Origin of the sequence: Blastococcus capsensis (assembly GCF_030165005.1) — a bacterium.
GTDB lineage: Bacteria > Actinomycetota > Actinomycetes > Mycobacteriales > Geodermatophilaceae > Blastococcus > Blastococcus capsensis.
Genome location: NZ_JASNNW010000002.1, coordinates 247,179 through 273,255, shown reverse-complemented (window position 1 = coordinate 273,255; position 26,077 = coordinate 247,179). Strand labels below are relative to the sequence as shown.

Sequence of the window (26,077 nt, the reverse complement as noted above, 5' to 3'; positions counted from 1 at the left end):
GTCCCCGCCTGTCGGCCCCGACCGCTACGGTCCCGGCCGTGACCGGGACCAGCACGGAGGGACGATCGCCCGCGCAGCACGTCGCCGACAGCCACGACCTGATCCGGGTGCACGGCGCGCGGGAGAACAACCTGAAGGACGTCAGCATCGAACTGCCGAAGCGCCGGCTGACGGTGTTCACCGGGGTCTCCGGCTCTGGCAAGAGCTCGCTGGTGTTCGGCACGATCGCGGCGGAGTCGCAGCGGCTGATCAACGAGACGTACAGCGCCTTCGTGCAGGGCTTCATGCCGACGCCGGCCCGGCCCGAGGTCGACCTGCTGGAAGGCCTGACGACGGCGATCATCGTCGACCAGGAGCGCATGGGCGCCAACCCGCGCTCCACCGTCGGCACGGCCACCGACGCCAACGCCATGCTCCGCATCCTCTTCAGCCGGCTGGGCACGCCGCGCATCGGTCCCCCCACGGCGTTCTCGTTCAACGTCCCGACGCGGAAGGCGAGCGGGGTGATGAGCACGGAGAAGGCCGGCGGCCGGGTCGAGAAGAACGTGGTGCGCGACGTGGTCTACATGGGTGGCATGTGCCCGCGCTGCGAGGGCACGGGCTCGGTCTCCGACTTCGACCTCACGGCGTTGTACGACGAGAACAAGTCGCTGGCCGAGGGAGCGCTGACGATCCCCGGCTACAGCATGGACGGCTGGTACGGCCGGATCTTCAGCGGCGCCGGCTTCGACATGGACAAGCCGATCGCGGCGTTCACCGAGAAGGAGATGCACGACCTCCTCTACAAGGAGCCGACCAAGATCAAGGTCGAGGGCGTCAACCTCACCTACGAGGGCGTCATCCCGAAGATCCAGAAGTCGATGCTCGCCAAGGACGTCGACGCGATGCAGCCGCACATCCGTGCCTTCGTGGAGCGCGCGATCACGTTCCAGCCCTGCCCCGAGTGCGACGGCACGCGGCTCAGCCCGGAGGCCAGGTCGTCGAGGATCGGGGGCAAGAACATCGCCGACGTCTGCGCGATGCAGATCAGCGACCTCGCCGACTGGGTGCGGGAGCTCGACGAGCCTGGGGGCACCACCCGCGCGTACCGTGGCGTCAGCCACGCGCGGGGGACCGTCGCCCCGCTCCTCACCGGTCTGCGGCACCTGCTCGGCTCCTTCACGGAAATCGGGCTGGGCTATCTCTCGCTCGACCGGCCGGCGGGCACCCTGTCGGGCGGCGAGGCGCAGCGCACCAAGATGATCCGCCACCTCGGCTCGTCGCTCACCGACGTCACCTATGTCTTCGACGAGCCGTCGATCGGGCTGCACCCGCACGACCTTGAGCGGATGAACGGCCTGCTGCTCCAGCTCCGGGACAAGGGCAACACGGTGCTCGTCGTGGAGCACAAGCCCGAGATGATCGCGATCGCCGACCACGTCGTCGATCTCGGCCCCGGCGCCGGCACGGGCGGTGGCGAGGTGGTGTTCGAGGGCCCCGTGGAGGAGCTGCGGGCCAGCGACACCACCACCGGCCGCCATCTCGACGACCGGGTGGCCCTCAAGGACTCGGTGCGTTCGTCGTCCGGTGCGCTCGAGGTCCGTGGCGCGTCGACGCACAACCTCCAGGACGTCGACGTCGACATCCCGCTCGGCGTGCTCTGCGTGCTCACGGGTGTCGCCGGCTCCGGCAAGAGCTCCCTCGTTCGCGACGCTTGCGGAGCGAAGGGAAGAATCAGCAACGGCTCGGTCGCCGGCCGCGACGGGGTGGTGGTGATCGACCAGGGGGCCATCCGCGGGTCACGACGGAGCAACCCGGCGACCTACACCGGCCTGCTCGACCCGATCCGCAAGGCGTTCGCCAAGGCCAACGGCGTCAAGCCGGCGCTGTTCAGCTCCAACTCCGAGGGCGGCTGCCCCACCTGCAACGGCGCCGGGGTCATCTTCACCGACCTGGGGGTCATGGCGACCGTCGAGTCACCCTGCGAGGAGTGCGGGGGCAAGCGGTTTCCGGCGTCGGTGCTGGAGTACCAGCTCGGCGGCCGGGACATCAGCGAGGTGCTCGCAATGCCGGTGACGCAAGCCCAGGCGTTCTTCGGCGACGGCGAGGCGCGCATCCCCGCGGCCCACGAGATCCTGTCCCGGCTCGCTGACGTCGGGCTGGGCTACCTCCCCCTCGGCCAGCCGCTCACCACCCTGTCCGGGGGCGAGCGGCAGCGGCTGAAGCTGGCCACGCAGATGGCCGAGAGCGGCGACGTCTACGTCCTCGACGAGCCGACCACCGGCCTGCACCTCGCCGACGTCGAGAAGCTGCTGGGCCTGCTCGACCGGCTGGTCGACGCCGGCAAGTCGGTGCTCGTCATCGAGCACCACCAGGCGGTCATGGCGCACGCCGACTGGATCATCGACCTCGGCCCCGGTGCCGGTCACGACGGCGGCCGGGTCGTCTTCGAGGGCACCCCCGCCGCCCTCGTCGCCGCCCGCTCGACCCTCACCGGCGAGCACCTCGCGGCCTACGTCGGCAGCTGAGCACGACCGTGATCGCCGGGGGGCCGTCGCAACGGGGTCCCCTCATCGGCGCCGCACCGCGGTTCGTGCGCATGCCGGGGCGCCGGGGACCGTTCTGCGCACATCCGGCCGGCCGGACGGAACGACCGGGCCGTCGACCGCTATCGCTGCTGCCGGCGGGCGATGAGCACGAGGACGCCCAGCACGAGGACGACCGGGGCCCACGACGGCAGGCTGAACGGCCCCAGGAGGACGCCGGCGACGAACAGCAGGAGCTGGAAACCGAGCAAGAAAGCCACCAGCAGCACCACCCAGAAGAGCACGGGGCGCTCCATCTGCAACTGACGCAGGTAGTCCATCGTCTCTCCTCGATCGTGCGGTCCTGCAAGCGACTCGGCGAGGGCACCGACTGTCGATACTCCGGCCACCCAGCAGTTCTTCGGCCGGGCCCGGGCGTCATCGAACACATCGGCAGCGCGGGACCGGCGCTGAAGACCGACGCCCTCGACAACGCACCGGGTGCGGCCCGGCGTTCCCGCCGGCTCGTGTGACATCGCCCGTCGAGCCGCAGGTCGCCTCCGGCCCGCCTCCCTCGGAGGACGAAAGCCCCGGTCCAGCCACACCGCTGGCGCGTGCCAGTGGGCCCGTGGGGATCGAACCCACAACCCGCGGATTAAGAATCCCGACCAGGGCGTGCCGGGCGGTGCCGCATGATGCCGTGTGCGCTGGTCAGGGCCGCGCAGGGTGCTGCGCGGTGCCGTCAGCTATCCCCGGATGACGAGCAGTGCGCGACCACACGGCGACCACAGGAGCCGTCCTGTCGCCCCGTGAGGGAGGTTGCCGGCCATGACCGATCACCCCGCGTACTACGACCGACCCCGGCCGACCAGGGAAGAGGTCATCGCCGCCGCGGGCGCTGCCCTCGCCGCCGCACTGGAGCGGCAGGCCGCGGGCCAGGCTGGTTCCCTGACCCCTGGCTGAGGTGGAGCGAGCTGTGGGAGGGGGCGCGAAGCGTTGCGCTTCGCGAACCCCTCCGACTGCTAGGTTGCGCGGGACCGGCGAGCCGAAAGCGCCTAGGTTAGGCAACAGAGATCACCCGATCAGGGCGCGCTTGAGTTGACGGAAGTAGCACAGCTGGCTACCTTTGGGCTATCGCTAGACCCACTGCGGTGTGGTCTGGAAGTGAGCCTCGGGAGATCCTGCCGGATGACAGGGCCCGGGGCTCGCGCCTTTTCTGGGTCCGGCTGCTACGCCTCGAGTAGTTGAACCGAGACTCGCTTCTCGACCACCTTGAGGAACCGCCCGTCGCCTTGTCGTTCTTGCGTGACGGCACCACAGAGCGCGTCAGCGATCCACAGTGCCGCGTCAGCTGGTCCCGGCTTGTGGTCTAGGCGAACCCCTGACGGCAACCGATGAGCCTGTCTGAGGAACTGAAGTACCTGCATGTCGCGATGGTCATCAGCGCGGCCGCGCGACTCGAGTGTGAGGGTCGCGCAGCCCCAGGCGTCCAATTCGCACAGCAAGTGCTCCAAACACTTCCGACGACGCCGCTCATCGCGGTCGTCGGTAGGCCCTTGCCGAACAACGATTAAGCCCTCAAGAGGTAGGGCCGCTACCGTCTCAATGATCTCCATACGACGAGACGTCGACTCGGCAGACCAATGCAGCTTCGGGCCGGAGCTAGGTAGCCGCAGATCCTCCATCGCTTCGCGCAGGGTCTCGGAGTCGATCTGCTCACTCACAGCAGCCGCGATGAGGTACGCGCCCGGGTCAACGGCGGGATTTGACCCCGACTCGTCTCCCCATGCTGTGAACGTCACCGCTTCCCCCTGGCGTGTCAACGGTTGCTCGGCGCGCGTCAGACGTCTGCGCTGCGCCTCTTATCGCTTGATCGATTGCTGGTAGCGACCGCGCCCTCCACCTTGAGGTCAACGCAGAGCACTCCGTCGACGAGGGTAGGAACCCAACGGCGCGAAACCGTGGTGTCAATCCCGTAGTACTGAGTGAATGCGGTACCAGCGACCATGAGAGGTCCCGAGTCTTGCTTGTTGGACTGAGGGCGCAGAGGGTACGAGTGGGCGCTGACCTCGCCGACGGGACGCAGGCCAACGATCTTCTCATCGCGGTCGTAGAGCAGCTCCACCGCCTCGGGCTCGCCCATCAGCGCGAACGCCGCGCGATTGAGCGAGATGAGGCCTCGCTTCTGAATCGTCACGCTAGGAGTCTTCGCCAGGGGGGCGAAGCGCTTGTTGAACACCTCGAACGGCATCCTGACCACCTCCGTGAGGACAGCCTAGCCCATGAAGCATCCTAATGCTTCTAATACACAGTTGACAGGCTCGAAGTGGTAAAGGCCATCTCGCGAAGCACCCACGCTTCTGGCGGCGATCGGCAGAACTAGTTCGCTGCTACCCTCCGCGGCATGGAGAGTCGGGAGCACATGCTGCTGACCATCGAGGGGCTGGGGAGCACCCGGAACCAGCTGGTGGCAGTCCCACCGCAGGGCGGTCGCCAGGAGCTGGGGAAGTGGACCCCGGACCTGGTTGTCCAGTAGCTGAACCGTCTCGGCGGGGAGGGCCGGCACCCGGTCAGCACCGACCTGACCGGCACCGACCGCTCGTACTGGCTCCGACGGCGCAAGAGCTGATGGGCGCCCGGGCGTATTACGCCGACAGCCCCCGGACGCTGCGACCACATCGCGACCACCAGGGCCATCCGTGCAGGTCAGACCCTGCACCTGCGGAGAGCTAATCCGCAGGCGACCACCCGCAGCGGCGTGGCGTTTCGGGCGTTCCGGAGTCCTCCCATCGCGCGCGCGAGCCTCATCGCGACCCACCGTGAGCGCCGGGTGCTCGCCGCTGGCCATCTGCCGCAGGTGCCGGGCAGCGATTCCAGGGGCTGCGGCGGCCTGAGCCGGCGAGAGAGCGAGCAGCGGGTCGGCGAAGATCGTCCGCAGTAGGCCGGCCACCATCTCGCCCTGACGCTCCTGCACGCCGGCGTCCAGCGCGGTCTTCGACAGCTTGGCCGCCCGATCCAGCCAGTCGCCCAGCACCAACAGGTAGGTGCCGCTGAGCTCCTCGCGGCACTCCACCTGCTGCTTGACCTTCTGCACGATCGCGTCGACGTCCTGCACCGCCGCGAGCAGCACCTCACCCGGCTCTCGCATCGCGAAGTCCTCCGAGTACATGCGCTGAGCCGCGGCCACGACCACGCGCGCCTCCCGCTGCTGGGCCACCTGCGGTGCATGCCCGCCATGCATGACGCAGACGCCGCCGCCGCGGACCACTCGGCGACACCTCAGTCCTGACCGCTTGGACTTCGCGGTGCAGAACGACGAGACCGACTGACCCTCCGAGAGGTTCACCGGCTCCAAGAGGTCACCCCCAGGGGGACGGCAGACCGGACGGGCGCGCGGTCGGTGGCGGCGCCGCGTCGTTGATGCTGGCCGCTGGCGTGCCTATGGCGATCGTGTCGAAGATGCTCCGGCACTCCTCGATCGGGATCACCGTCGAGACCTATGGCCACCTGTCGGAGGACACCGCCCGGACCGCGTCGGACGCGATGGCGGCCGCCCTCGAACAGGCCTTCGACACTGCCGCGGCGGCGGGAGACCACACCGCGACCACATCGGCCGCCGATGACGTCCCTGCGTCCAACCGGCGCGGCGAACGCGCAGGTCGGCACGGTGGGCCCCGTGGGGATCGAACCCACAACCCGCGGATTAAAAGTCCGCTGCTCTGCCAGTTGAGCTAGAGGCCCGGTGGGTGCGGAAAGCCCTCCAGAAAACCCACGAGACAACGCGTGAGACTTCCGGCCGCCTCGCGACCCCGGTGCGAGGGTACCGCCGAGCGCTGCGCACGATCCGTTGAAAGCGGGTCTGCGGGGGACGGCCCGGCAACCGCCGCGGCAGGTAGCTCGCTGACGATGGACGCCCGGACGACTTACGCGCGTGTCCCTGGAGGCGGCCAATGTGACACCCAGGCGGGCGGGTTCAGGCAAACAGGTTGATCTGGAGTCGCGGCCCGAGGTCGACACCTGCGCGCTGACGCGGCTGCAGCTCGACCGTTCTTGCATCGATCCAGGCGACCTTGTGAAGTGCGGCGCGAAGGCCATGCCAGTCGGCCGGCACGTCCTGCTCGACGCGCTGCAGCTCGACGCCGGACGACTGATCGCGGACAGCGAGGTAGATGCGGCCGCCACTGGCATCGATGAGACCGCCGGCCCAGGCCACCAGGTCCTTGGAAAAGCGGTTCACCTTTTCAGGTATCGACGCCTGCGCCTCCCAGCCTCCGCGACGTACGCAGTCCGCGGCACGCGAGAACGGTTCCGAGCTCCAACCCCGTTGCTGGGCGAGTTGTCGAAGGGCGTCCAGATGGATGTCCAGTAGGGCCGCCAGTACCTCATCGTCACCCCGGTCCAGAAGTTCGGTCGGGTCGAGAGCCCGTCCGACCGTGACAATCGTGTCGTCCCGGTCGTTCTGCTCGGGGACGACCGTGTAGGCCTGATTCCTCGGCCGGGACCACAGCGCCGTGTTGACCTTGCCGACGTACTCGGTCTCCAGGCCCTCGAAGCACGAGTCGAAGCAGCTTGTGGCCAGGTTGGCCAACCGTCGAAACCGCGGCCGGTCATCGCCCGGTGAACCGTCCATCCAGTGAATGGCGGTCTCACGGAGCCACATCTCAGTAGATCTTCCGGCAGCCAGGCACCAGCCGAGGGTAGGCAACTGCCTCCGCCGCCGGCCGATGAACGCGCCCAGAGAAGGTGCCCCCAGGTGGGGCCGCAGCCAACCACGCCGTCCACCACAGCCTCGTCGAACTCGTCGAGCTCTCCGACGACGACCAGCTGTGCGAGTGGCTGGTTGGAGGCACCGACGCCGTCAAGGACGCTGCCCGCGCGCTCGTCTCGTGAGCGGCGGGGCGGCCGGCCGACGCGACCACGACCGCTTCTGCCAAACCGAGGGCTGGGATTAGGTCCGCAATGCGCGCGGCAGAACCGGTCGCCACCACACCTACGAGCTGAAGCTGCCCGATGGCCGCATCCTGCGGACCCGGATCTCGCACCCGGTGAACAACGACGCCTACGGCGCGCGGACCTGGTCGCACATCCTCCGCGATCAGCTCGATGTGACCGAGGCCGAGTTCTGGGCCTGCGTCGACGAGCGCAAGCTGCCCGACCGAGGATCGGCCGCCGGCGAGACGCCGGCGAACGCACTGCCGGCCGGCCTCGTCTACCAGCTGATCCACGTGGTCGGCGTCCCCGAGGCCGAGGTGGCGACCATGTCGCTGGTCCACGCCCTCGCCGTGATGAACGAGCACTGGTCGCAGCCGCCGAAGAGTTGACCTGGGCGTCAGCCATACCGGGGCGGGGGGAGGGTCACACCCGCCCGGAGACCCGCTCCGGCGCCGCCGGTCATAACCTTGAGGGCAGTGACACACCGATCGCGGTGACGTACCTCATAACCGAGAGACCGCATGTAGCGGCCACGTTCGGCCGACGATCGATGCAAGGGCGCCGCGGCGCCTCGACCAGCACCGCCAGAGAGGCAGACGTGACTTCCGAGCGCAGCGTTCCCGACAGCGCGAACCCCGACGTCGTACTCGTCGGCGGCGGCATCATGAGCGCGACCCTGGCCGAGCTGCTGCAGATCGTCGCGCCCGACTGGAGCGTCGCCGTCTTCGAGTCCGGCAGCGTCGTCGCCGGCGAGAGCTCGGGTCCCTGGAACAACGCCGGAACCGGGCACGCCGCCCTCTGCGAGCTCAACTACACCCCAGCGGGCCCCGACGGTCGGGTCGACCCGGCCAAGGCCGTCACCATCAACGAGCAGTTCCAGATCTCCCGCCAGTTCTGGTCGCACCTGGTGCGCCGCGGGATGACCGGTTCGCCCAAGGACTTCATCACCCCGGTGCCGCACCTGAGCTTCGTCACGGGCGAGGACGGGCGCGCCTACATGCGCAACCGGCACGCCGCGCTCGCCGCCCAGCCGCTGTTCGAGGGCCTCCAGTACACCGAGAGCCACGACCGGATGGCCGAGTGGCTGCCGCTGGTGATGGCGGGCCGCGAGCCCGAGCAGATCGTCGCCGCCACGCGCTCCGACGCCGGTACCGACGTCAACTTCGGCGCCCTCACCCGGCTGATGCTCGACGACGTCTCGACCCGCGGCGTGAACGTGTACCTCGACCAGCGGGTGGACAGCCTGGAGAAGGAGACCGACGGCCGCTGGAAGGTCACCGTCCGCGACACCGTCTCGGGTGAGCGGGTCACCGTGCGCACCCGCTTCGTCTTCGTGGGCGCCGGCGGTGGCGCCCTTCCGCTGCTGCAGAAGGCCGACATTCCCGAGATCCGTGGTTTCGGCGGTTTCCCGGTCAGCGGGATGTTCCTCCGCTCGCGATCGCCGGAACTGGTCGCCCGCCACCAGGCCAAGGTGTACGGGCAGGCCGCCGTCGGGGCGCCGCCGATGTCGGTGCCGCACCTGGACCTGCGCCTCATCGACGGCGAGTACGCGCTGCTGTTCGGCCCCTACGCGGGCTTCTCGCCCAAGTTCCTCAAGGCCGGCTCGATGTTCGACCTGCCCAAGAGCGTCAAGCCCAACAATCTGGGGTCCATGCTCGGCGTCGCCCGCACCGAGCTGGCGCTGACCAAGTACCTCGTGGGCGAGGTGCTGCAGTCACGCTCCGCCCGGCACCGCACCCTGCAGGGGTTCGTGCCCACGGCCGAACAGCGCGACTGGGACATGGTGACCGCCGGCCAGCGGGTGCAGGTGATCAAGCAGGACCCGACGAGCGGAAAGGGTGTCCTGCAGTTCGGCACCGAACTGATCGTCGGCGAGGACGGCAGCATCGCCGGCCTGCTGGGCGCTTCCCCCGGTGCCTCCACCGCCGTCTCGGCGATGCTCACCCTGCTGGAGCGGTGCTTCCCGCAGCGCATCGACGCCTGGCGTCCGCTGCTGCAGGAGGCGATCCCCTCCTACGGGCACCCGCTGAACGGCGACCCGGCCCTGCTCGCGCAGGTGCGGGAGGACACGATGCAGACCCTGGAGCTCAACGGCTGAGGCCGGATCCGCGGCCCGCTGGTGCGGACCCGCGGCACTGACGACGACGCCCGGGGCCTCGATCCCTCCGAGGACCGGGCGCCCGGGCGTCGTCACAGCACGCCCAGCGCCAGCAGCAGGATCAGCGTCAGGAGCGCTGACAGCAGGAGCGAGCCGAGGCAGCCCAGACGGCTGGAGAAGAGGAAGAGCACCTCTACCGGGTGCCCGCAGCCGCCGTTCCGCTACACCTGGTGTGCCCGGGCTCACCCGCCCGCCCAGCGGACCACCCGTTCAGGGGATCGCGGGTCACCACGGCGACTACGTACCGTCATCGTCGTTCCGGTCGGGGGCGCGTCACCGCGTTCCTGTCCGCCTACTCGTCCGCCCTGCGCTCCGGTGCCCGGCGGGTACGACCCCGGCCCGGCTGACCCGTTCCCCCCGGGGCGGCCGGGCCGGCTTCTCTCCTGGCGGACCGGCCGAGGTCCTGACCTGGCAGTTCAGCGGTGCCGGCTGGGCACGCGGGCCATGACCCGCCCGGCCTCCATGCGCACCTCGAGCTTCTCCTGCGGGTTGGCCGCCGGGCCGCGCCGCGGCTCGCCGCTGTCCAGGTCGAATGCCGATCCGTGCCACGGGCAGACCAGGCACTCGCTGCCCCGCACCGTCTCCACGACGCCCTCGTCGAGCGGGCCGGACAGGTGCGAGCACGCCCCCACGAAGACGTCGACCCGCGCCCCGCGGCGGACGACGGCCAGCGGCACCGCCATGCTGCCGCCCTTCCCGCTGCGCATCGTCGGCCGGCCCTCCGGCAGGTCGTCGAGCGGCCCGAGGTCGATCCAGTCGGAGGACAGCGCCCGCACCGCGGTCGCCGCGTGTGAGGCGCCGGAGGACTGCGCGTAGGACATGTGCCCGCCGATCGCCGCCGCTCCCCCTGCGATGCCCAGCCCGCTGTAGGCCAGCACCCGGCCGAGCGTGCCGCGGCCCTTCGACCGGGCGACCAGGGACCCCACGTACAGGCCGAGGGCCGCGGTGTTCAGCACCGCGTGCACCGCGCCCAGCCGGCGCACACCGGCCCCCTGCTCCGACCAGTCGGCGGCGCCGGACATCGCCGCCGGCACGGCGGTGGCCACCCCGGTGCCGATGAGCACCGTCGCGGCCGGTCGCAGCGGAGGCACCGCGTCCAGCAGCCCGGCGGAGACCCAGCTGCCCACCGGCACCTGCACCAGCACCGGGTGCAGGGGATGGCCCAGCCAGGTGCCGTGGAGCACGTCCTTGAGCCCGCTCGGCAGGCCCTGTACGGCGCGCCGGGCGGGCTCGATCGCCTTGTCGAAAGCCGACACGTCCGCGAACCGGTCCAGGAAGCCCATGAGACTCATGCCGGCACCCCTACCCGGCCGACCACCGGGTGACGCACCGGTCCGCCGACCACTCCGGACATCGTGCGCGGGTGATCCCCAGGCGACCGTGAGCAAGGACACGGGTGACGTACGACGTCGTCCGGCATGTTCAGGCGTGACAAGGGTTCTGGCGGAGAGGAGCCTGGACCATGCTCCCCCGACGACGACCGCCGTACCTGTCCGAAGGACCACCGTGACCTGCCCGCCCCTGCTGCTCCGCCCCGCCGAGACCGTCGGCGATCTGTCGCGGACGACGGCGCAGTGGGCGCGCACGTCGACCGGCCGGGTGACCACGCGGATGCGCACCGACGACACCACGGCCCAGTTCCTCCGGTTCGTCCTGGTCGGTGCGGTCACCACCGTCGTCTACGCGCTGCTGTTCGTCTCGCTCCGCCCGTCCGGGTACCTGCCGGCGCACCTCGTCGCCACCGCGGTCTCCACGGTGCTCGCCAACGAGCTGCACCGCCGGCTCACCTTCCGCGCCGACGAACGGGTGCACTGGTTCACCGCCCAGTGGGAGGCCGGGGGCGTCACCGTCCTGGGCCTGCTGGCCACCAGCACCGCGCTCGGCTGGCTCGACGCAGTCACCGGCGGGACCCATCCCGGACTCCAGATCGCGACGGTCGCCACCGTCACAGCAGTCATCGGGCTCATGCGGTTCCTGGCCCTGCGCTGGATCTTCCGCCCCGTCCCGGCCTGAGCCCGCGGACCGGTTCCCGGCCGAGCCTCCGCCGGGGACGGTCCGGTCCTGGCTAGCCTCGTCGAGATGAGCGGACCGAGCCCGACGACGTCCCCCTGGCCGGGACGGGCCCGGGTCGTCGGCCGCTGGACCGCGCGCCTCGGCCTCGCGCTCGGCGGCGCGCTCGTCGCGGTGCTGCTGTTCGCGCGGGTCTCCGCGCCGCTCGGCCCGTTCGACGCCACGCTCGCCTTCCAGCCCGCCGCCGGCGGCGCCCAGGTCGAGCTGCCACCACTGGGTTCGCTGGCCGTCGACGTCTACGACGGTCCCCTCCGACTGGACATCTCGCTCGAGAGCGTCGACCAGGAGCGCGCCCGGGCGCTGGCCACCGACCCGGTGCGGCTCGCCGGGGTGGTCGACCGGGTGACGGAGAACCTGCAGTCCGCCGTCGTCCGGCTGGTGTGGGTGACCGCGCTGGTCGCATTGGCCGGCGCCGCCCTCACCTCCTGGGCCGTCCTGCGCCGCCGCCGGGAACCGTTGATCGCCCTCGGCCTGACCACCGCGGTCCTGGCCACCACCGGCGCGCTCGGTGCCGCCACCTGGCGCCCGGAGGCGCTGTCCCAGCCCACGTACACCGGGCTGCTGGTGAACGCCAACAGCCTGATCGGCAGCGCCGAGGACATCGTCGCCCGCTTCGACGCCTACCGGGCGTCGCTGGAGGACCTGGTGGCCAACGTCGGCACGCTCTACGCGACCCTCTCGACCCTGCCCGCCCCGGGCGGCACGACCGAGTCGGTCGCGCTGCTGCACGTCTCCGACATCCACCTCAACCCGGCCGGGTTCGACCTGGTCCGGCAGGTCGCCGACAAGTTCCGGGTGGACGGCATCCTCGACACCGGGGACATCACCGACTGGGGCAGCGAGCCGGAGAACCGGCTGATCACCGCCGTGGGCGACCTCGGCGTCCCCTACGTCTACATCCGCGGCAACCACGACTCCGCCACGACCGCCGGCATCCTCGCCGCCCAGTCCAACGTCACCGTGCTGGACGACTCGGCCGTGACCGTCGCCGGCATCCGGATCGTGGGCACCCCCGATCCGCGGTTCACCCCGGACAAGAGCACCGGCGACGACGACGCGGGAGCCGACGTCCTCGAGGAGTCCGGCGAGGAGCTGGCCGACGTCGTCGAGACGCTGGCCGACCAGCCGGCGATCGCCCTGGTGCACGACCCGAAGCAGGCGCCTCCGCTGGACGGCCTCGTCCCACTGGTGCTGGCGGGCCACACCCACGAGCGGGCGGTCGAGGAGCTCTCCGAGGAGACCCTCCTCATGGTGCAGGGCTCCACCGGCGGCGCCGGGCTGCGCGGGCTGCAGGGCGAGTATCCCGAGCCGCTGACCTGCACGGTGCTGTACCTCGACCCCACGACGGGGGCGCTGCAGGCCTACGACCAGATCACCCTCGGCGGGCTCGGGGCCACCGAGGTGACCGTGCAGCGCGTCCTGGTGTCGGCCGACGAGCCGGGCGGTGCCGCAGATTCCCCGGCCGTCCCCGACGGCCCGGCCGGAGCCGGCGCCATCGCTCCGGCCGGAGGCGACGCGGGCGAGCAGGCCCCGGTGGCGCCGCCGGGGTGAGCCGCCGGGCCTAGGCTGGCGGGATGTCGTCGACGACCCGCGTCCCCCGGTTCGCCGGAGCCCTGCTCGCCGGCGGGCTCTCCTTCGCGACCCTCACCGGGTGCTCCTTTTCCTCCCAGAACGTCTCCTGCTCCTCCGGCACCTGCACGGTGACCCTGTCCGGCGACTCGGCGGAGGCGGAGATCCTCGGCACGACCCTCTCCTTCGACGGCGTGCAGGACGGGCGCGCCTCCCTGAGCGTCGGCGGGGCCGGCGTCTCGTGCGGCGAGGGGGAGAGCGTGGCCGCCGGGCCGCTGCAGCTGTCCTGCTCGGGCGTCACCGAGGACTCGGTCGAGCTGACGGCCAGCCTCGGCTAGGGACAGCCGGCGTCAGCCGGCGGGGGCGACATCCACCACCACCCGGGCCGGGTTCTCCAGGAATGAGACGCGGAACGGCGTCCGGTCCCGGGTACCGATGAAGGCCGTCGTCGTGCCTTCGTACGTGGCTTGGAAGATCACCTCGGTCACCGCCGAGGTGTCCGGGGCACGGAGCGGCTCGCGGCCCGGGTACTCGTCGACCCCGGTTTCGAAGGGGTAACCGGCGCCGTTCAGCCGGAACTCGAGGACGCCGCCTCCCACCACCTCGACCGCCTGGCCGCTGCCGGGCACGTACGCCTGGTCGACGTACCGGACGTCCCAACCGGGCGTCCCGTCGCCCCCCAGCTCGAATACGACCCGGTCGTAGCCGTCCTGGGCCGCGACCCGGACGTCGCTGACGGTCAGCCGGGCGTCGGCGGACGGCTGGGCGACATCGGGCTCGGTGTCGGCCTCGAACGGCGTCCCGGCCACCGCCCCGTCCGGTTCGGGTTCCACGGAGGACAGCGCTGGCGGCCGGCTGCTCGTGCCGCCGTCCGCGCCCGCCGATGCAGGATCGACGTTGCTGCTCTGGGCACAGCCCGACAGGGCGATCAACGGGATCACGAGGACGGGGACGACTCGGGAGCTGGCGCGCACACGGCACAGCGTCGCATCCGGACACCCCGGTGACGGGGAGCCACGACAGCCATGTATTGTTCTCGCTGCCCCCGGCGAACACGAGCCCCCATCGTCTAGCGGTCCAGGACGCCGCCCTTTCAAGGCGGTAGCACGGGTTCGAACCCCGTTGGGGGCACGCACGATCAGCAAGGCCCTGTAGCGCAGTTGGTTAGCGCGCCGCCCTGTCACGGCGGAGGTCGCGGGTTCGAGTCCCGTCAGGGTCGCTCTCCGGTGGATACGCCGGGAGGGGCAGGTAGCTCAGTCGGTACGAGCGCTCGCCTGAAAAGCGAGAGGTCGGCGGTTCGACCCCGCCCCTGCCCACAGCGCACCACCCGCACGAGCGAAGAGACCCCCGATGAGCTCCGGCCCACGGGTCGGGACATGCGGCTGATCGGCCGAGGCGAAGACGAGTCGGACCGATCACACCCCGACCCAGACGCTACGGTCGCGGTGGCCGTCCAGCTTCGACTCGAAATCGTGGACCACGGGCCCTCTCCCGACACCGTCGGGATCACACGGCGGCGAGCTCCAGGTCGCGGATGGCGCGTTCGCACACCTCGCGCATCCGCTCGACGGTCATGCTCCGCGAGCCCAACAGCGCCTGCAGTGCCAGTCCGTCGATCATGCCGATCAGTCCGTTGGCGACCAGGACCGGGTCCTCGTCGCGGAACAAGCCCCTGTCCTGGCCGTCACGAAGCACACCGGCGACTATGCGTCGCCATTCTCCGTAGACCTGGTCGTTGAGTTCCTGCAGATCCCGGTCGTGCAACGCCTCCACCCACAGTTCCGCCCAGACGCGCCAGGCCCGGACGGTGACGTCGTCGATGGGCAGGTACGACTCCACGAATGCGCGCAGCCGCCGCCGGGGGTCGGACTGCTCCTCCAGCAATGGCCGCCGGCGATCGAGCGAGCGGGTGAAGTTCCATTCGAAGGCGGCCCGCATGAGATCGGCCTTGGTGTCGAAGTAGTAGTGCACCGTGCCGGTGCTGGTCCCGGCCCGGCGAGCGACGTCGGCGATCCGCAGCGACTTGAAGCCGATCTCCGACACCACGTCACAGGCCGCCGAGAGGATCTGCTCCCGCCGCGCCGCCTCCACACTGGGCCTGGGCATGCGATCCCCTCACTGCGTCGGCACACCCGGCGCTTTGCTTGATCAGTCAGTCAACTTACCGCACGCCGAGCGGCATGCACAGGCCCTCTGACAGCTGGCCGAGCGCGCCGGCGATGACCCCTTGACAGTGAATAGTGATCCCCGGCACGCTGCCGTTCAGTCGTTAACTGACGCGTCCGTCAAACTGAGGAGACACCGTGCCGACTCCCAACAGAGCGCTCCTGGCGTCCGTGACCACTCTGACCGTCGCCCTGGTGGCCGGGTGCTCCGGCGATCCCGGCAGCGAGGCCAGCGCTGACGGTGCGGGTTACGGCGCGTGCGAGGTGTACGGAGAGGCCGGGTCCATCTCGCTGGACCCCGTGACCGACGGCGTCCTCACCGTGCAGACCACCCTCCCCTCGCCGGGATGGTGGAAGGGCGAGACCCCGGAGGACATCGACGGCGGTTACGAGTACTGCCTCGCGGCCAACATCGCCCACCGGGCCGGTCTGGACACCGCGCAGGTGGACAACGTCTCCTTCGACGCGCTGGTCGCAGGGCAGACGCAGGACTTCGACATGGCCATGGCGCAGATCTCGGTGACCCCGGAACGCGAGGAGGTCGTCACCTTCTCTGCGCCCTACTTCGACTCGAACCTGGGGGTTCTCGCCCCGGCCGACACCGAGGTGACCGAGGACAACATCCGCGACCAGACGATCGGGGTGCAGCTGGGCACCACCGCGGTGGACTGGGTGGAGCAGGAACTGCAGCCGAACACCGAGGTGCAGGTGTTCCCGGACACCACCGCGATGGTCACCGCGGTGAGCGCCGGAGTCGTCGACGTGGCCATCCAGGACACCGCGATCATGCTCGGCTTCGCCAAGAACTCCGGTGGCGCCCTCGAGGTCGTCGGCCAGTTCCAGTCCGGGGAGAACTACGCGGCGATCTACCCCACGGACTCCGGGGATGCCGACGCGATCAACGAGGCCATCGAAGCGATGCGCGAGGACGGCACGCTGGACAAGCTGTCGGCCAGCTGGCTCGGTCCCGAGCTCGGCGGCGATCCGGCAGAGGTGCCGGTGTGGTCCCTGTCGTGAGCCCGGCCTTGACCAGCGATCCACGGATCGCTGCGGAGGCGCCGGGCACGCCGACACCTCCGCAGCGGGTACTGCCGACGGCGATCGTCGCTCTCCTGATCGCGGCGCTCTGCGCACTGGCGGCGGTGCTGGCGCTGTGGTCGGTGGATCGCATGCTGGACGGCCCCCCGGCGGCGGTGGGCGCCGCGCTGGTCGCCGTCGGCGCCGGGGCGCTGCTCCCGCTGGTCCCGGCCGTCCGCGCCTTCGGCAACGCCCGCAGCCGGGCGCGGCTGCTGGCCGAGGGCCGGCTCGCCGCCGCGCGCCACGAGGCGGCCGCGGGGCGGGAGCACGCGCACACCGCGATGGGCTACGCGGTCGCGGTCCTCATCCTGGCCATGCTCATCTCGTTGACCACGGCCAACGACGGCGCCATCACCACGACGTTCCTGCGCTGGCAGTTCCTGCAGAGCAGCTTTCTCGACGTGCTGGGGGCATTCTGGGTCAACGTCAAGGTCGCCGTCGGTGCGCAGGTGCTGGTGCTCGTCGTCGGGCTGCTCGTCGCCGTGATGCGGCTGCTGCCCGGACGGGCCGGGCGCCCCCTGCGCTGGATGGCGATCGGCTACGTGGACACCTTCCGCGCCATCCCGAGCATCATCGTGCTCTACCTGGTGGGCTTCGGCCTGAAGCTGGCCGAGGTGCCGTTGGTCGAGGACCTCTCGCCGATCTGGCTGGCGATCATCGCGCTGACGCTGACGTACTCCGCCTACGTCGCCGAGGTCTACCGCGCCGGCATCGAGTCGATCCACCCCAGCCAGTGGGCAGCATCGCGGTCGCTCGGCCTGTCCTACGGCATGACGCTGCGCACGGTCATCGTCCCGCAGGCGGTCCGGCGCATCGTCCCTCCGCTGCTCAACGACTTCATCGGCCTGCAGAAGGACACCGCGCTGATCGGCGTCATGGGCGTGGTGGACGCGTTCGCGCGGTCCCGGCTCGCCGCCTCCAACGTCTTCAACCTCACGCCGGTGATCGTGGTCGCCGTCCTGTTCGTGCTCATCACGATCCCGCAGGCGCGCTACGTCGACCGGCTCCTCGCCAAGCAGCAGCGTCGGACGGGACGAGCCGCATGACCTTTCTCGAGATCAACGACGTGCACAAGCGCTACGGCCAGCACGACGTCCTGCGCGGGGTGAGCCTGGATGTGGCCAAGCACGAGGTGGTCTGCCTGATCGGCGCGTCCGGCTCCGGCAAGTCCACCCTGCTCCGCTGCATCAACGCCCTCGAGCCCATCCACTCCGGCGAGATCAGCGTCGACGGCGACGTGGTCAGCGGCCAGGGGGTCGACGTCAACCGGCTGCGTCGCAACGTCGGCATGGTCTTCCAGTCCTACAACCTGTTCCCGCACATGAGCGTGCTGCGCAACATCACCCTCGCCCCGGTCAAGGTGGGCGGGAAGCCCCGTGCCGAGGCTGACGAGCTGGCCCTCGCACTGCTGGACCGGGTGGGCATGAAGGACAAGGCGGAGGCCTACCCCGACGCACTCTCCGGCGGCCAGCAGCAGCGCGTCGCCATCGTCCGGGCGCTGGCGTCCAGCCCGCAGGTGCTGCTCCTCGACGAGATAACCGCCGCACTCGACCCCGAGCTGGTCGGTGACGTCCTGGCGATCGTGCGTGAGCTGGCCCAGGACGGGCTGACGATGCTGCTGGCGACGCACGAGATGGGCTTCGCCCGGGAGGTCGCCTCACAGGTCTGTTTCCTGCACCAGGGCCGGATCCTCGAGCGCGGCACTCCGGCGCAGATCTTCGAGGACCCGCAGGAGGACCGCACCCGCCAGTTCCTCAGCCGGGTCCTCGTCGCAGGGAGGTTGTGACGTGCAGTCACCAGGCATCGCGTTGGTCCGACGTCCCACCGAGGACATGGCCGCCGGCATCGTCACCCACGTGGAACGCGTGCCCGTCGACGCGGCGCTCGCCGCCGAGCAGCACGCCGGCTACCGAGCCGCCCTGGCGGCTGCCGGCTGGGACGTCCGAGAGGTCGATCCGGCGCCCGGCTGCCCGGACGCCACCTTCGTCGAGGACACGGTCGTGGTGGTGGACGGCACGGCGGTGCTCACCCGCAGCGGCGCGGCATCCCGCCGTGCCGAGGTGCCCGGCACCGAGCAGGTCGTCCGCGACCTCGGTCTGGACGTCGTGCGGATCACCGGCGACGGGACGCTGGACGGCGGCGACGTCCTGCAGGTCGACGACACCGTCTACGTGGGCCGTGGTGGGCGCACCAACGCCGACGGGATCCGGCAGCTGCGCGGCCACCTCACCCCGCTCGGCCGCACCGTGGTCCCGGTCCGGCTCCAGGCGGTCCTGCACCTCAAGTCGGCGGTGACCGCCCTGCCCGACGGCACTTTCCTGACGCTGCCCGATCTCCTCGAACCCGGAGCCTTCCCGAGCGCCCGGCCCGTGTCCGAGGAACCGGGCTGCCACGTCGTCCCCCTGGGCGGCGACCAGGTGCTCATCAGCAGTGCAGCACCGCGGACCGCGGACCGGCTCGCCGACCTGGGCTTCACGCCCCGCGTGGTCGACATCGGCGAGTTCGAGAAGCTCGAGGGCTGCGTCACCTGCCTCAGCGTCCTGATCCGCCGGCCGGCGCCCGCCACCTGACCGTCCTCCACACGACTCCCAGCCCCCCAGACTCCCCTCCCCAGCGACCGTCCCCGCCGACGGCCGCCTGCCCGACCCTGCAAGGAGAACCCCATGTCGCGAACCATCCGAGACGGCATCGAGCTCACCGACGAGCAGCGTGGTTTCATCGCGCTGGCCAGGGACTTCGCCGAACGGGAGATCCGTCCCCGTGCCCGCGCGGTCGACGAGGCCGACACCGAGTCCCCCCTGGACCTGTGGGCCAAGGCCGCCGAGGTGGGGCTCGCCTCGTACATGCTGCCGGCCGAGTACGGCGGCGGCGGCGTCACCGACCTGATCACCCAGTGCCTGGTGCAGCAGGAGCTGTGCTACGGCGACATCGGCATCGGCAACTTCCTCACCTCGAGCGCGTTCTTCGCCGAGCCGGTGCTGGCCCTGGGCAACGAGGAGCAGAAGAAGCGCTGGATCACCCCGCTCACCGGGAACGCGCCACCGGTCACCGCGGTGGCGGTGACCGAGCCCGGGGTCGGGTCGGACTCCGCCAGCCTGCAGACCCGCGCCGTCCGCGACGGCGACGCCTACGTCCTCAACGGGCAGAAGACCTGGATCTCGAACGCGCCCTACGCGCAGTGGATCGTCGTCTTCGCGACCGTCGACCCCGCCAAGCGCTCGCGCGGGGTCACCGCCTTCCTCGTCGAGCGCGACATGCCGGGCGTCACCATCGGCGAGCCGATGAAGAAGCTCGGCCAGCGTGCGATCGTCAACGCCGAGGTCTTCCTCGAGGACGTGCGGATCCCCGTGGGGAACCGGCTCGGCGACGAGGGCATGGGTTTCTACGGACTGATGCGCACCTTCGACGGCTCCCGGATCCTCATCGGCGCAGGCGCCACCGGGCTGTCCCGCGCCGCGCTCGACGCGACGGTGAAGTACGCCTCCGAGCGCACCCAGTTCGGCAAGCCGATCATCGAGCACCAGGCGGTCGCCTTCCGGCTCGCCGACATGGCAGCCCGCACGGACGTCTCCCACCTCGTGACGATGCGCGCCGCCCGGCTGTTCGACGCCGGCCTCCCGTGCGCGGCCGAGTCGGCCGTCGCCAAGCTCACCGCGAGCGAGAACACCACCTGGGTCACCAACGCCGCACTGCAGACCCACGGCGGCTGGGGCTACTCGCGCGAGTACTTCCCGGAGAAGTGGCTGCGCGACGCCAAGCTGGAGGAGCTCGAGGAAGGCACCTCGGACATCCAGCGGCTGATCATCTCCCGCTCCCTGACGAGGAAGCAGGCCGCACGGGGATGAGCTCGGACCTCAGCACGTTCACCGATCCGCGGTCGGTAGCGGTCGTCGGCGCCTCGCCGAACCCTGCCAAGTGGGGCTACTGGCTGGCGCGCGGCGCCCTCCGCGGCTCCCACCGCCGGTCGGTCTACCTGGTCAACGCCAAGTCCGCCGTCATCGACGGGGTCGGGTCGCTGCCGTCGCTGCGCGACCTGCCCGAGCCGCCCGAGCTCGTGGTGCTGTGCGCGCCCGCCGCCAGCGTGCCGGCCGTCGTCCGGGAGGCGCTCGACCTGGGTGCCAAGGGCTTCCTCGGCATCACCGCCGGCATCGACGCAGCGCACGGCGAGCCCGGGCTCGAGCGACGGCTCTCCGCCGAGATCCGGGCCGCCGGTGCGCGCATCATCGGCCCCAACTGCCTGGGCATCTACGACTGCGCGCACCAGCTCGAGCTGGCCTGGGGCGCCTTCCACCCCGGGAGCATGGCGGTCGTCTCCCAGTCCGGGCAGCTGGGTCTGGAGCTGGCCGGCCTGGCCGCACACGCCGGGCTGGGGATCTCCCGGTTCGTGTCCATCGGCAACCAGGTCGACGTCACCGCGGCCGACGTCCTGGACGACCTGGTCGACCACGAGACGACCAAGGCGGTCGTGCTCTACCTGGAGAGCTTCGACGGCGGCCGCGAGCTGCTCGGTGCGATGGCGCGACTCCGCGCGGCCGGCAAGCCGGTCGTGGTGCTCACCGTGGGCGCCAGCGAGGCCAGCCGGGCGGCGGCCCGGTCGCACACCGGAGCGCTCACCGCGGCCATCGACGTCGTCGCGGCAGCGTGCCGGGCCGCCGGCGCGGTCCTCGTCGAGACACCCGTCCAGGCCATCGACCTGGCCCACCTCCTGCTCGGCAGCCCGCTGCCGTCCGGGCGCCGGGTAGCCGTCGTGAGCGACAGCGGCGGCCAGGGTGCGATCGCTGCCGACGCACTCGCCCGTGAAGGCCTGCAGGTCCCGCGGCTGGCGCAGGCGACCTCCCAGCAGCTGGCCGTGCTGCTGCCGGCCGCCGCAGGGGTCGCCAACCCGATCGACCTCGCCGGCGCAGGCGAGCAGGACCTCACCACCTACGCCCGGGTCGTGGAGACACTGCTGGTGAGCGGGGAGATCGACACCGTCGTCCTCTCCGGATACCTGGGCTGCTACGGCGACGACACCCCCGAGCTGGTGGAGCGCGAGCTGGAGGTCGTCAAGACGCTGGCCGATGCCGTCCGGGTGCACGACCGTCCGGTGGTCGTGCACTCGATGAGCCACGACTCCGACGCGGTGCAGCTGATGCGAGCAAACGCCGTCCCGACGCTGCACACCATCGATGCCGTCGCCCGCTCGCTGGGCCACGCCGCCGACCTGGTCGAGCAGGACGGGGACGAGCCGGCCCACGTGACCGCAGCTCCGGGCGGAACGGGACGCTCACTGCCCTACCTGGCCGGCCGCCGTCTCATCGCGGGTCACGGCGTGCGCTACCCCGTGGCAGAAGGCGTCCGGAGCGCCGCGGAGGTACGGAAGGCAGCCGGCCGGCTGACCGCGCCGTACGTGCTCAAGGCCGGCTGGCTGGCGCACAAGACCGAGGTGGGCGGCGTCGTGGTCGACGTGCCGGATGCGGACGCCGCCGTCGCGGCCTTCACGAACATGGCTGGCCGGCTCGGTGACGGGGAGTACGTCCTCGAGGAGATGGACGCCCGGGGCGACACCGTCGAGCTCATCGTGGGCGCCCGTCGCGACCCGTGCTTCGGGCCGCTGGTGCTGGTCGGCACCGGAGGGGTGCAGGCCGAGGTGTTCGGGGACGTACAACTCGCGCTCGCGCCGGTGAGCCAGGAGCAGGCGCGCCGGATGCTGGAGTCGCTGCGCGCCTCCCGCCTCCTGACCGGCTGGCGCGGCCGCCCGGCGGTCGACGTGGACGACGCCGCCGCGGTGGTGGCCGCGATCTCGCGGTTGCTCGCCGAGCGGCCCGAGGTCGCCGAGTGCGAGGTGAACCCGCTGCGGGTGGGGCCCGACGGGGCGGTGGCGGTCGACGCCCTGGTGATCGCGTCCTCGCACCACGACGGCGGTACCGACCAGGACCAGGACGACGACGCCTCCGGGCCGACAGGAGCATCCCGATGATCGACAGGTCTCCCCTCGCCGAGTTCAGCGGCCAGGTGGCGCTGGTGACCGGCGGCGGCTCCGGCATCGGCCGGGCCATCGCCCTCCGCTACGCCGCCGGCGGCGGTGACGTGGCGGTCCTCGGTCGGCGGCCGGAGCCGCTGGAGGAGACCGCCCGGATGGCCGAGGAGTTCGGCGTGCGCACCCTGGTCGTTCCCTGCGACGTCCGGGATCCGGCGGCCGTGACCGCCGCGGTCGACGGCGTGGTGGCCGGCCTGGGCCGGCTGGACGCGCTGGTCAACAACGCCGCCGGCAACTTCATCAGCAGAGCAGAGGAGCTGTCGCCCAACGGCTGGCGGGCCGTCATCGACATCGTGCTCAACGGCACCTTCCACTGCACCCGTGCCACCGCCCCGCACATGCTGGCCGCCGGTCGTGGGTCGATCCTCAACGTCATCGCCAGCTACGCCTGGCACGGCCACCCCGGCACCGTGCACAGCGCCGCGGCCAAGGGCGGCGTCCTCGCGATGACGCGCACCCTGGCCGCGGAGTGGGGCAGCCGCGGCGTGCGGGTGAACTGCATCTCTCCCGGCCCCACCGAGACCGAGGGCGCCGGTGCGGCACTGTGGCCCACCGACGAGGCCCGCGCCCGGGTGCTCGGCAGCGTGCCCGCGAACCGGTTCACGACCCCGGAGGAGGTCGCCGAGTCCGCGGCGTTCCTGCTCGATGACCGCCGCGCCGGCTACGTCACCGGCGACGTCCTGTCGGTCGACGGCGGCCAGTGGCTGGGCAAGGTCGTCTACACCGCTGCCGAGGCAGGCCGGTCGTGACCCGGATGACCGGCGGGCAGGCCCTGGTCACCGCCCTCGCGGCGCACGGCGTCGACACGGTGTTCGGCATCCCCGGCACGCACAACCTGGAGATCTACCGGCACCTCGCCCGGCAGGGGGTGCGGCACATCAGCCCGCGCCACGAGCAGGGTGCCGGGTACGCCGCCGACGGCTACGCCCGCACGACCGGCCGGCCCGGCGTCGCGGTGGTCACCAGCGGCCCGGCCCTGCTGAACGCCGCGGCGTCGGTGGGCCAGGCCTGGTCCGACTCCGTGCCGGTGCTCGTGGTGTCCCCCGGGCTGCCGTTGCGCCACCCGGGGTTGGGCAACGGGCTGCTCCACGAGGCTCGGAACCAGGGCGCCGCCCTCGCCGCGATCGCCGCGGCCAGCATCCGTGCCGCGAGCGTCGCGGAGATCCCGGTCGCGGTCGCGCAGGCGTTCGCCATCATGACCAGCGGCCGGCCCCGGCCGGTCCACCTCGAGGTGCCGCTCGACGTCCTCGGGGAGACCGACGAGGTCCGCGTGTCGTCGCGGGCGTCGGTCCCCACCGCGGCCGCTCCGGCCGACGAGGTGGCGACGGCCGCAGCCCGGCTGGCGCACGCCGGCCGGCCGGTCCTCGTGGTCGGCGGCGGCGCGCGAGGCGCCGCAGTGCAGGTGCGCCGCGTCGCCGAGCGGCTCGGCGCCCCCGTCGTCACCACGGCCAACGGCAAGGGCGTGCTCGCCGAGGACCACCCCCTGGCCCTCGGCGCCGGCGTGCACCTGCCCGCCGTCCGGGACGCCGTGGCCGACGCCGACGTCGTCCTCGCCATCGGCACCGAGCTGGCACCGTCGGACCTCTGGTACGGCCCCCTGCCGCTCGACGGCCGCCTGGTCCGCATCGACGTCGACCCGGTCGGCGTGCTCACCAACGCGGTGGCCGAGGTCGCCCTGGTCGGTGACGCCGCAGCCACCCTGGAGGCGCTGCTGGACCAACTCCCGGGTGTGCCCCACGGCGCTCCGGCGGTGGAGTCGTCGGCCCGGCGGGCGGCGCAGTGGCGGGACCGCAAGCGCGCCGACGCCGAGAAGGAGGGCGCCGAGTGGCTGCCCGTCGTCGCGGCCCTCACCGAGGCCCTGCCCCGCGACGCCGTCGTCGCCGGGGACAGCGCGATGGTCTGCTACTTCGGCGCGCTGACCAACCTGCCCACCCACCGCCCAGGCTCGTTCCTCTACCCGACGGGCTTCGGCACCCTCGGGTACGGGCTGCCGGCCGCCGTCGGCGCCAAGGTCGGCAACCCCGGAGCGCCGGTCCTGGCACTGATCGGGGACGGCGGGGCGATGTTCACCATCGCCGAGCTGGCCACCGCCGCCGACCTCCGGATGCCGCTGCCGATCGTCGTCGTCGACAACTCCGGCTACGGCGAGATCCGCAACGAGATGATCGACCGCGACGACCCGGTGCACGCGGTGACCTTCTCCTCACCCGACTTCGCGGCCCTCGGCCGGGCCGTCGGCTGCCACGGCGTCACCCTCGACGACCCGGCCGACCTCGCGTCCGCGGTCGGGAAGGCGTTCGCCGCCGACCGGGCGACCGTGATCCACCTGCGCCACTCCGACCCCGCCACCTCTCTCCAGCAAGGAGCCCAGCCGTGAACCCGTCCTTCCTCGAGACCACCTGGACCGACCCGGTCACCGGCCGGAAGGGCTACGTCGTCCTGGACACCCTGGTCCGGGGCCTGGCCAGCGGCGGCCTGCGGCTGCGGGAGGGCTGCACCCTCGACGAGGTCCGCGGCCTGGCCCAGGGCATGACCCGCAAGGAGTCGCTGGTCTACGACCCGGCGGACAACTACCTCCCGCTCGGCGGGGGCAAGGGCGGCATCGACATCGACCCCGCGGACCCGCAGGCGGTCGACGTCCTGCGACGCTTCCTCGCCGCGGTCCTGCCGGTGGTGAAAGAGCAGTGGAACACCGGAGAGGACTTCGGGCTGCGTCAGGAGACCCTGGACAAGGTCGCCGCAGAGCTCGGCCTCGCCTCCACCGTCGAGGCGGTCTTCGCCACGCTGCCCGACGCCCCGGCGGCACGCGACCGGCTGGCCACGGCGTTCGCCGTCGACGTCGACGGGATCTCCCTCGGCGATCTCGTCGGCGGGTACGGCGTGGCGCGGGCCGGCATCACCTACGTCGAACGGCTCGGGCTCGCCCCCGGTGAGATGACCGCCGTCGTGCAGGGCTTCGGCTCCATCGGCGGCGCTGCGGCGCGCTACCTCGCCGCGGCCGGGGTGACGGTGATCGCGATCGCGGACCGCGCAGGACTGATCCGCAACGACGCGGGCCTCGACGTCGAGGCGCTGCTCGCCGCGCGCAACGGCCTGGGCATCATCGACCGGTCCGCCCTGCGGCCCACCGACTCGACCGCCCCCACCGAGCAGTGGCTCGACGTGCCGTGCGACCTGCTCGTGCCGGCCGCCATGTCCTACGTGATCGCGGCGGCGGACGCCGGCCGCATCGACGCCAGGGTCGTCGTCGAGGGCGCGAACATGCCGACGCTGCCGGACGCCGAGGCAGCCCTCCTCGCCCGGGGAATCCCGGTCCTGCCGGACTTCCTCGCCAACGTGATGACCAACGCCTGGTGGTGGTGGGTCGTCTTCGGCGACATCGCCCCGACCGCCGAGTCCTCCTACGCCAAGATCGACACGGTCATGCGCCGCCTCGTGGACACGGTGGCGACCGACGCCGAGACGACCGGCACGACCCTGCGGGCGAGCGCGCTCGCGCTGGCGAGCCGGAACTCCGCGGCGGTGCAGGCGCGGGTGGGCATCACCGGATGAGCCGCGGGCCGTGGGACCGCGACGCCGTGCA

24 protein-coding genes and 4 tRNA genes are annotated in these 26,077 nt (G+C 71.5%); 20 read left to right on the top strand and 8 right to left on the bottom strand.

Translation table 11 applies throughout. From position 1 onward, the window contains the following. The first annotated feature begins 38 nt into the window (after positions 1–38). Entirely contained in the window at positions 39–2,507 is a 2,469-nt protein-coding gene (locus QOZ86_RS03685; RefSeq protein ID WP_284490595.1) for an excinuclease ABC subunit UvrA, read from the top strand. A gap of 140 nt (positions 2,508–2,647) precedes the next feature. Here the strand turns inward: QOZ86_RS03685 and QOZ86_RS03680 are convergent, their stop codons facing one another. Continuing rightward, positions 2,648–2,845 carry a hypothetical protein gene (locus tag QOZ86_RS03680; RefSeq protein WP_284490594.1) on the bottom strand — a complete coding sequence of 66 codons (198 nt, stop codon included), beginning with the start codon at positions 2,843–2,845 and terminating at the stop codon, positions 2,648–2,650. A gap of 487 nt (positions 2,846–3,332) precedes the next feature. On the opposite strand from QOZ86_RS03680, the gene QOZ86_RS03675 reads away from it, so the two are divergent. Next, positions 3,333–3,467, top strand: a complete 135-nt coding sequence (locus QOZ86_RS03675; RefSeq protein ID WP_284490593.1) for a hypothetical protein — start codon at positions 3,333–3,335, stop codon at positions 3,465–3,467. An 877-nt stretch (positions 3,468–4,344) separates the two neighbouring features. Here the strand turns inward: QOZ86_RS03675 and QOZ86_RS03670 are convergent. From QOZ86_RS03670 to QOZ86_RS03655, 4 genes are all read right to left on the bottom strand, one after another. Beyond that, positions 4,345–4,755 (bottom strand): hypothetical protein, encoded by a 411-nt coding sequence (locus tag QOZ86_RS03670; protein ID WP_284490592.1) that lies wholly within the window; start codon positions 4,753–4,755, stop codon positions 4,345–4,347. 24 nt (positions 4,756–4,779) lie between these two features. Beyond that, on the bottom strand, positions 4,780–5,772 hold the full coding sequence (locus QOZ86_RS03665) for a hypothetical protein (protein WP_284490591.1): 993 nt from the start codon (positions 5,770–5,772) through the stop codon (positions 4,780–4,782). Between the two features lie 400 nt (positions 5,773–6,172). Next, positions 6,173–6,245 (bottom strand) — tRNA-Lys (locus tag QOZ86_RS03660). 232 nt (positions 6,246–6,477) lie between these two features. Continuing rightward, positions 6,478–7,134, bottom strand: a complete 657-nt coding sequence (locus tag QOZ86_RS03655) for a hypothetical protein (protein WP_284490590.1) — start codon at positions 7,132–7,134, stop codon at positions 6,478–6,480. Between the two features lie 113 nt (positions 7,135–7,247). Here QOZ86_RS03655 and QOZ86_RS03650 point away from each other — a divergent pair, with 113 nt between their 5' ends. The 3 genes from QOZ86_RS03650 to mqo all read left to right on the top strand — a co-directional run bounded on the left by QOZ86_RS03650 (position 7,248) and on the right by mqo (position 9,534). Further along, positions 7,248–7,394, top strand: coding sequence for a hypothetical protein (locus tag QOZ86_RS03650; protein ID WP_284490589.1), 147 nt, complete (start codon positions 7,248–7,250; stop codon positions 7,392–7,394). A gap of 155 nt (positions 7,395–7,549) precedes the next feature. Further along, positions 7,550–7,825, top strand: coding sequence for a hypothetical protein (locus tag QOZ86_RS03645; protein ID WP_284490588.1), 276 nt, complete (start codon positions 7,550–7,552; stop codon positions 7,823–7,825). A 209-nt stretch (positions 7,826–8,034) separates the two neighbouring features. After that, a complete protein-coding gene (gene mqo, locus QOZ86_RS03640) occupies positions 8,035–9,534 on the top strand; it encodes a malate dehydrogenase (quinone) (RefSeq protein ID WP_284490587.1) in 1,500 nt (499 codons plus the stop codon). A 476-nt stretch (positions 9,535–10,010) separates the two neighbouring features. Here the strand turns inward: mqo and QOZ86_RS03635 are convergent, their stop codons facing one another. Continuing rightward, positions 10,011–10,886: a Rieske (2Fe-2S) protein gene (locus QOZ86_RS03635; RefSeq protein WP_284490586.1), complete on the bottom strand. Its 876-nt coding sequence runs from the start codon at positions 10,884–10,886 to the stop codon at positions 10,011–10,013. Positions 10,887–11,100: 214 nt separating this feature from the next. Here QOZ86_RS03635 and QOZ86_RS03630 point away from each other — a divergent pair, with 214 nt between their 5' ends. From QOZ86_RS03630 to QOZ86_RS03620, 3 genes are all read left to right on the top strand, one after another. Then, positions 11,101–11,607, top strand: coding sequence for a GtrA family protein (locus QOZ86_RS03630; protein WP_284490585.1), 507 nt, complete (start codon positions 11,101–11,103; stop codon positions 11,605–11,607). A 66-nt stretch (positions 11,608–11,673) separates the two neighbouring features. After that, positions 11,674–13,215, top strand: a complete 1,542-nt coding sequence (locus QOZ86_RS03625) for a metallophosphoesterase (protein ID WP_284490584.1) — start codon at positions 11,674–11,676, stop codon at positions 13,213–13,215. Between the two features lie 23 nt (positions 13,216–13,238). Next, positions 13,239–13,571, top strand: coding sequence for a hypothetical protein (locus tag QOZ86_RS03620; protein WP_284490583.1), 333 nt, complete (start codon positions 13,239–13,241; stop codon positions 13,569–13,571). Between the two features lie 12 nt (positions 13,572–13,583). Here QOZ86_RS03620 and QOZ86_RS03615 read toward each other — a convergent pair whose 3' ends face one another. Further along, entirely contained in the window at positions 13,584–14,207 is a 624-nt protein-coding gene (locus QOZ86_RS03615; RefSeq protein WP_284490582.1) for an AMIN-like domain-containing (lipo)protein, read from the bottom strand. Between the two features lie 84 nt (positions 14,208–14,291). Here QOZ86_RS03615 and QOZ86_RS03610 point away from each other — a divergent pair. The 3 genes from QOZ86_RS03610 to QOZ86_RS03600 all read left to right on the top strand — a co-directional run bounded on the left by QOZ86_RS03610 (position 14,292) and on the right by QOZ86_RS03600 (position 14,549). After that, positions 14,292–14,364: transfer RNA gene (locus tag QOZ86_RS03610), tRNA-Glu, on the top strand. Positions 14,365–14,378: 14 nt separating this feature from the next. Continuing rightward, positions 14,379–14,452 (top strand) — tRNA-Asp (locus QOZ86_RS03605). Between the two features lie 23 nt (positions 14,453–14,475). Then, positions 14,476–14,549: transfer RNA gene (locus tag QOZ86_RS03600), tRNA-Phe, on the top strand. A gap of 190 nt (positions 14,550–14,739) precedes the next feature. Here the strand turns inward: QOZ86_RS03600 and QOZ86_RS03595 are convergent. Beyond that, on the bottom strand, positions 14,740–15,339 hold the full coding sequence (locus QOZ86_RS03595; RefSeq protein ID WP_284490581.1) for a TetR/AcrR family transcriptional regulator: 600 nt from the start codon (positions 15,337–15,339) through the stop codon (positions 14,740–14,742). Positions 15,340–15,569: 230 nt separating this feature from the next. On the opposite strand from QOZ86_RS03595, the gene QOZ86_RS03590 reads away from it, so the two are divergent. From QOZ86_RS03590 to QOZ86_RS03550, 9 genes are all read left to right on the top strand, one after another. Continuing rightward, positions 15,570–16,415, top strand: coding sequence for an ABC transporter substrate-binding protein (locus QOZ86_RS03590; RefSeq protein WP_284490580.1), 846 nt, complete (start codon positions 15,570–15,572; stop codon positions 16,413–16,415). Then, positions 16,412–17,521 (top strand): amino acid ABC transporter permease, encoded by a 1,110-nt coding sequence (locus QOZ86_RS03585; RefSeq protein ID WP_284490579.1) that lies wholly within the window; start codon positions 16,412–16,414, stop codon positions 17,519–17,521. The genes QOZ86_RS03590 and QOZ86_RS03585 overlap by 4 nt, the downstream gene beginning before the upstream one ends. Then, positions 17,518–18,261: an amino acid ABC transporter ATP-binding protein gene (locus QOZ86_RS03580; protein ID WP_284490578.1), complete on the top strand. Its 744-nt coding sequence runs from the start codon at positions 17,518–17,520 to the stop codon at positions 18,259–18,261. The genes QOZ86_RS03585 and QOZ86_RS03580 overlap by 4 nt, the downstream gene beginning before the upstream one ends. Before the next feature lies 1 nt (position 18,262). After that, complete coding sequence (ddaH, locus tag QOZ86_RS03575; protein WP_284490577.1) at positions 18,263–19,045, top strand: dimethylargininase; 783 nt, start codon at positions 18,263–18,265, stop codon at positions 19,043–19,045. A gap of 93 nt (positions 19,046–19,138) precedes the next feature. Further along, positions 19,139–20,320, top strand: a complete 1,182-nt coding sequence (locus QOZ86_RS03570) for an acyl-CoA dehydrogenase family protein (RefSeq protein WP_284490576.1) — start codon at positions 19,139–19,141, stop codon at positions 20,318–20,320. Further along, positions 20,317–22,434, top strand: a complete 2,118-nt coding sequence (locus QOZ86_RS03565) for an acetate--CoA ligase family protein (RefSeq protein ID WP_284490575.1) — start codon at positions 20,317–20,319, stop codon at positions 22,432–22,434. Before QOZ86_RS03570 ends, QOZ86_RS03565 begins: the two co-directional genes overlap by 4 nt. Continuing rightward, positions 22,431–23,243, top strand: a complete 813-nt coding sequence (locus QOZ86_RS03560; RefSeq protein WP_284490574.1) for an SDR family oxidoreductase — start codon at positions 22,431–22,433, stop codon at positions 23,241–23,243. Before QOZ86_RS03565 ends, QOZ86_RS03560 begins: the two co-directional genes overlap by 4 nt. Before the next feature lie 5 nt (positions 23,244–23,248). Further along, complete coding sequence (locus QOZ86_RS03555; RefSeq protein ID WP_284490758.1) at positions 23,249–24,871, top strand: 5-guanidino-2-oxopentanoate decarboxylase; 1,623 nt, start codon at positions 23,249–23,251, stop codon at positions 24,869–24,871. Continuing rightward, the gene (locus QOZ86_RS03550) at positions 24,868–26,046 is read left to right on the top strand and encodes a Glu/Leu/Phe/Val dehydrogenase dimerization domain-containing protein (RefSeq protein WP_284490573.1); all 1,179 of its coding nucleotides are present in this window, start codon (positions 24,868–24,870) and stop codon (positions 26,044–26,046) included. Before QOZ86_RS03555 ends, QOZ86_RS03550 begins: the two co-directional genes overlap by 4 nt. Positions 26,047–26,077: the final 31 nt, after the last annotated feature.

Bases quoted from the DNA above. Each gene is read 5' to 3' on its own strand.
- QOZ86_RS03670 (WP_284490592.1), bottom strand. From the start codon at position 4,755: ATGCCGTTCGAGGTGTTCAACAAGCGCTTCGCCCCCCTGGCGAAGACT.
- QOZ86_RS03680 (WP_284490594.1), bottom strand. From the start codon at position 2,845: ATGGACTACCTGCGTCAGTTGCAGATGGAGCGCCCCGTGCTCTTCTGG.
- QOZ86_RS03580 (WP_284490578.1), top strand. From the start codon at position 17,518: ATGACCTTTCTCGAGATCAACGACGTGCACAAGCGCTACGGCCAGCAC.
- QOZ86_RS03555 (WP_284490758.1), top strand. From the start codon at position 23,249: ATGACCGGCGGGCAGGCCCTGGTCACCGCCCTCGCGGCGCACGGCGTC.
- QOZ86_RS03620 (WP_284490583.1), top strand. From the start codon at position 13,239: ATGTCGTCGACGACCCGCGTCCCCCGGTTCGCCGGAGCCCTGCTCGCC.
- QOZ86_RS03560 (WP_284490574.1), top strand. From the start codon at position 22,431: ATGATCGACAGGTCTCCCCTCGCCGAGTTCAGCGGCCAGGTGGCGCTG.
- QOZ86_RS03635 (WP_284490586.1), bottom strand. From the start codon at position 10,886: ATGAGTCTCATGGGCTTCCTGGACCGGTTCGCGGACGTGTCGGCTTTC.
- QOZ86_RS03595 (WP_284490581.1), bottom strand. From the start codon at position 15,339: ATGCCCAGGCCCAGTGTGGAGGCGGCGCGGCGGGAGCAGATCCTCTCG.
- QOZ86_RS03570 (WP_284490576.1), top strand. From the start codon at position 19,139: ATGTCGCGAACCATCCGAGACGGCATCGAGCTCACCGACGAGCAGCGT.
- QOZ86_RS03675 (WP_284490593.1), top strand. From the start codon at position 3,333: ATGACCGATCACCCCGCGTACTACGACCGACCCCGGCCGACCAGGGAA.
- QOZ86_RS03565 (WP_284490575.1), top strand. From the start codon at position 20,317: ATGAGCTCGGACCTCAGCACGTTCACCGATCCGCGGTCGGTAGCGGTC.
- QOZ86_RS03655 (WP_284490590.1), bottom strand. From the start codon at position 7,134: ATGGACGGTTCACCGGGCGATGACCGGCCGCGGTTTCGACGGTTGGCC.
- QOZ86_RS03625 (WP_284490584.1), top strand. From the start codon at position 11,674: ATGAGCGGACCGAGCCCGACGACGTCCCCCTGGCCGGGACGGGCCCGG.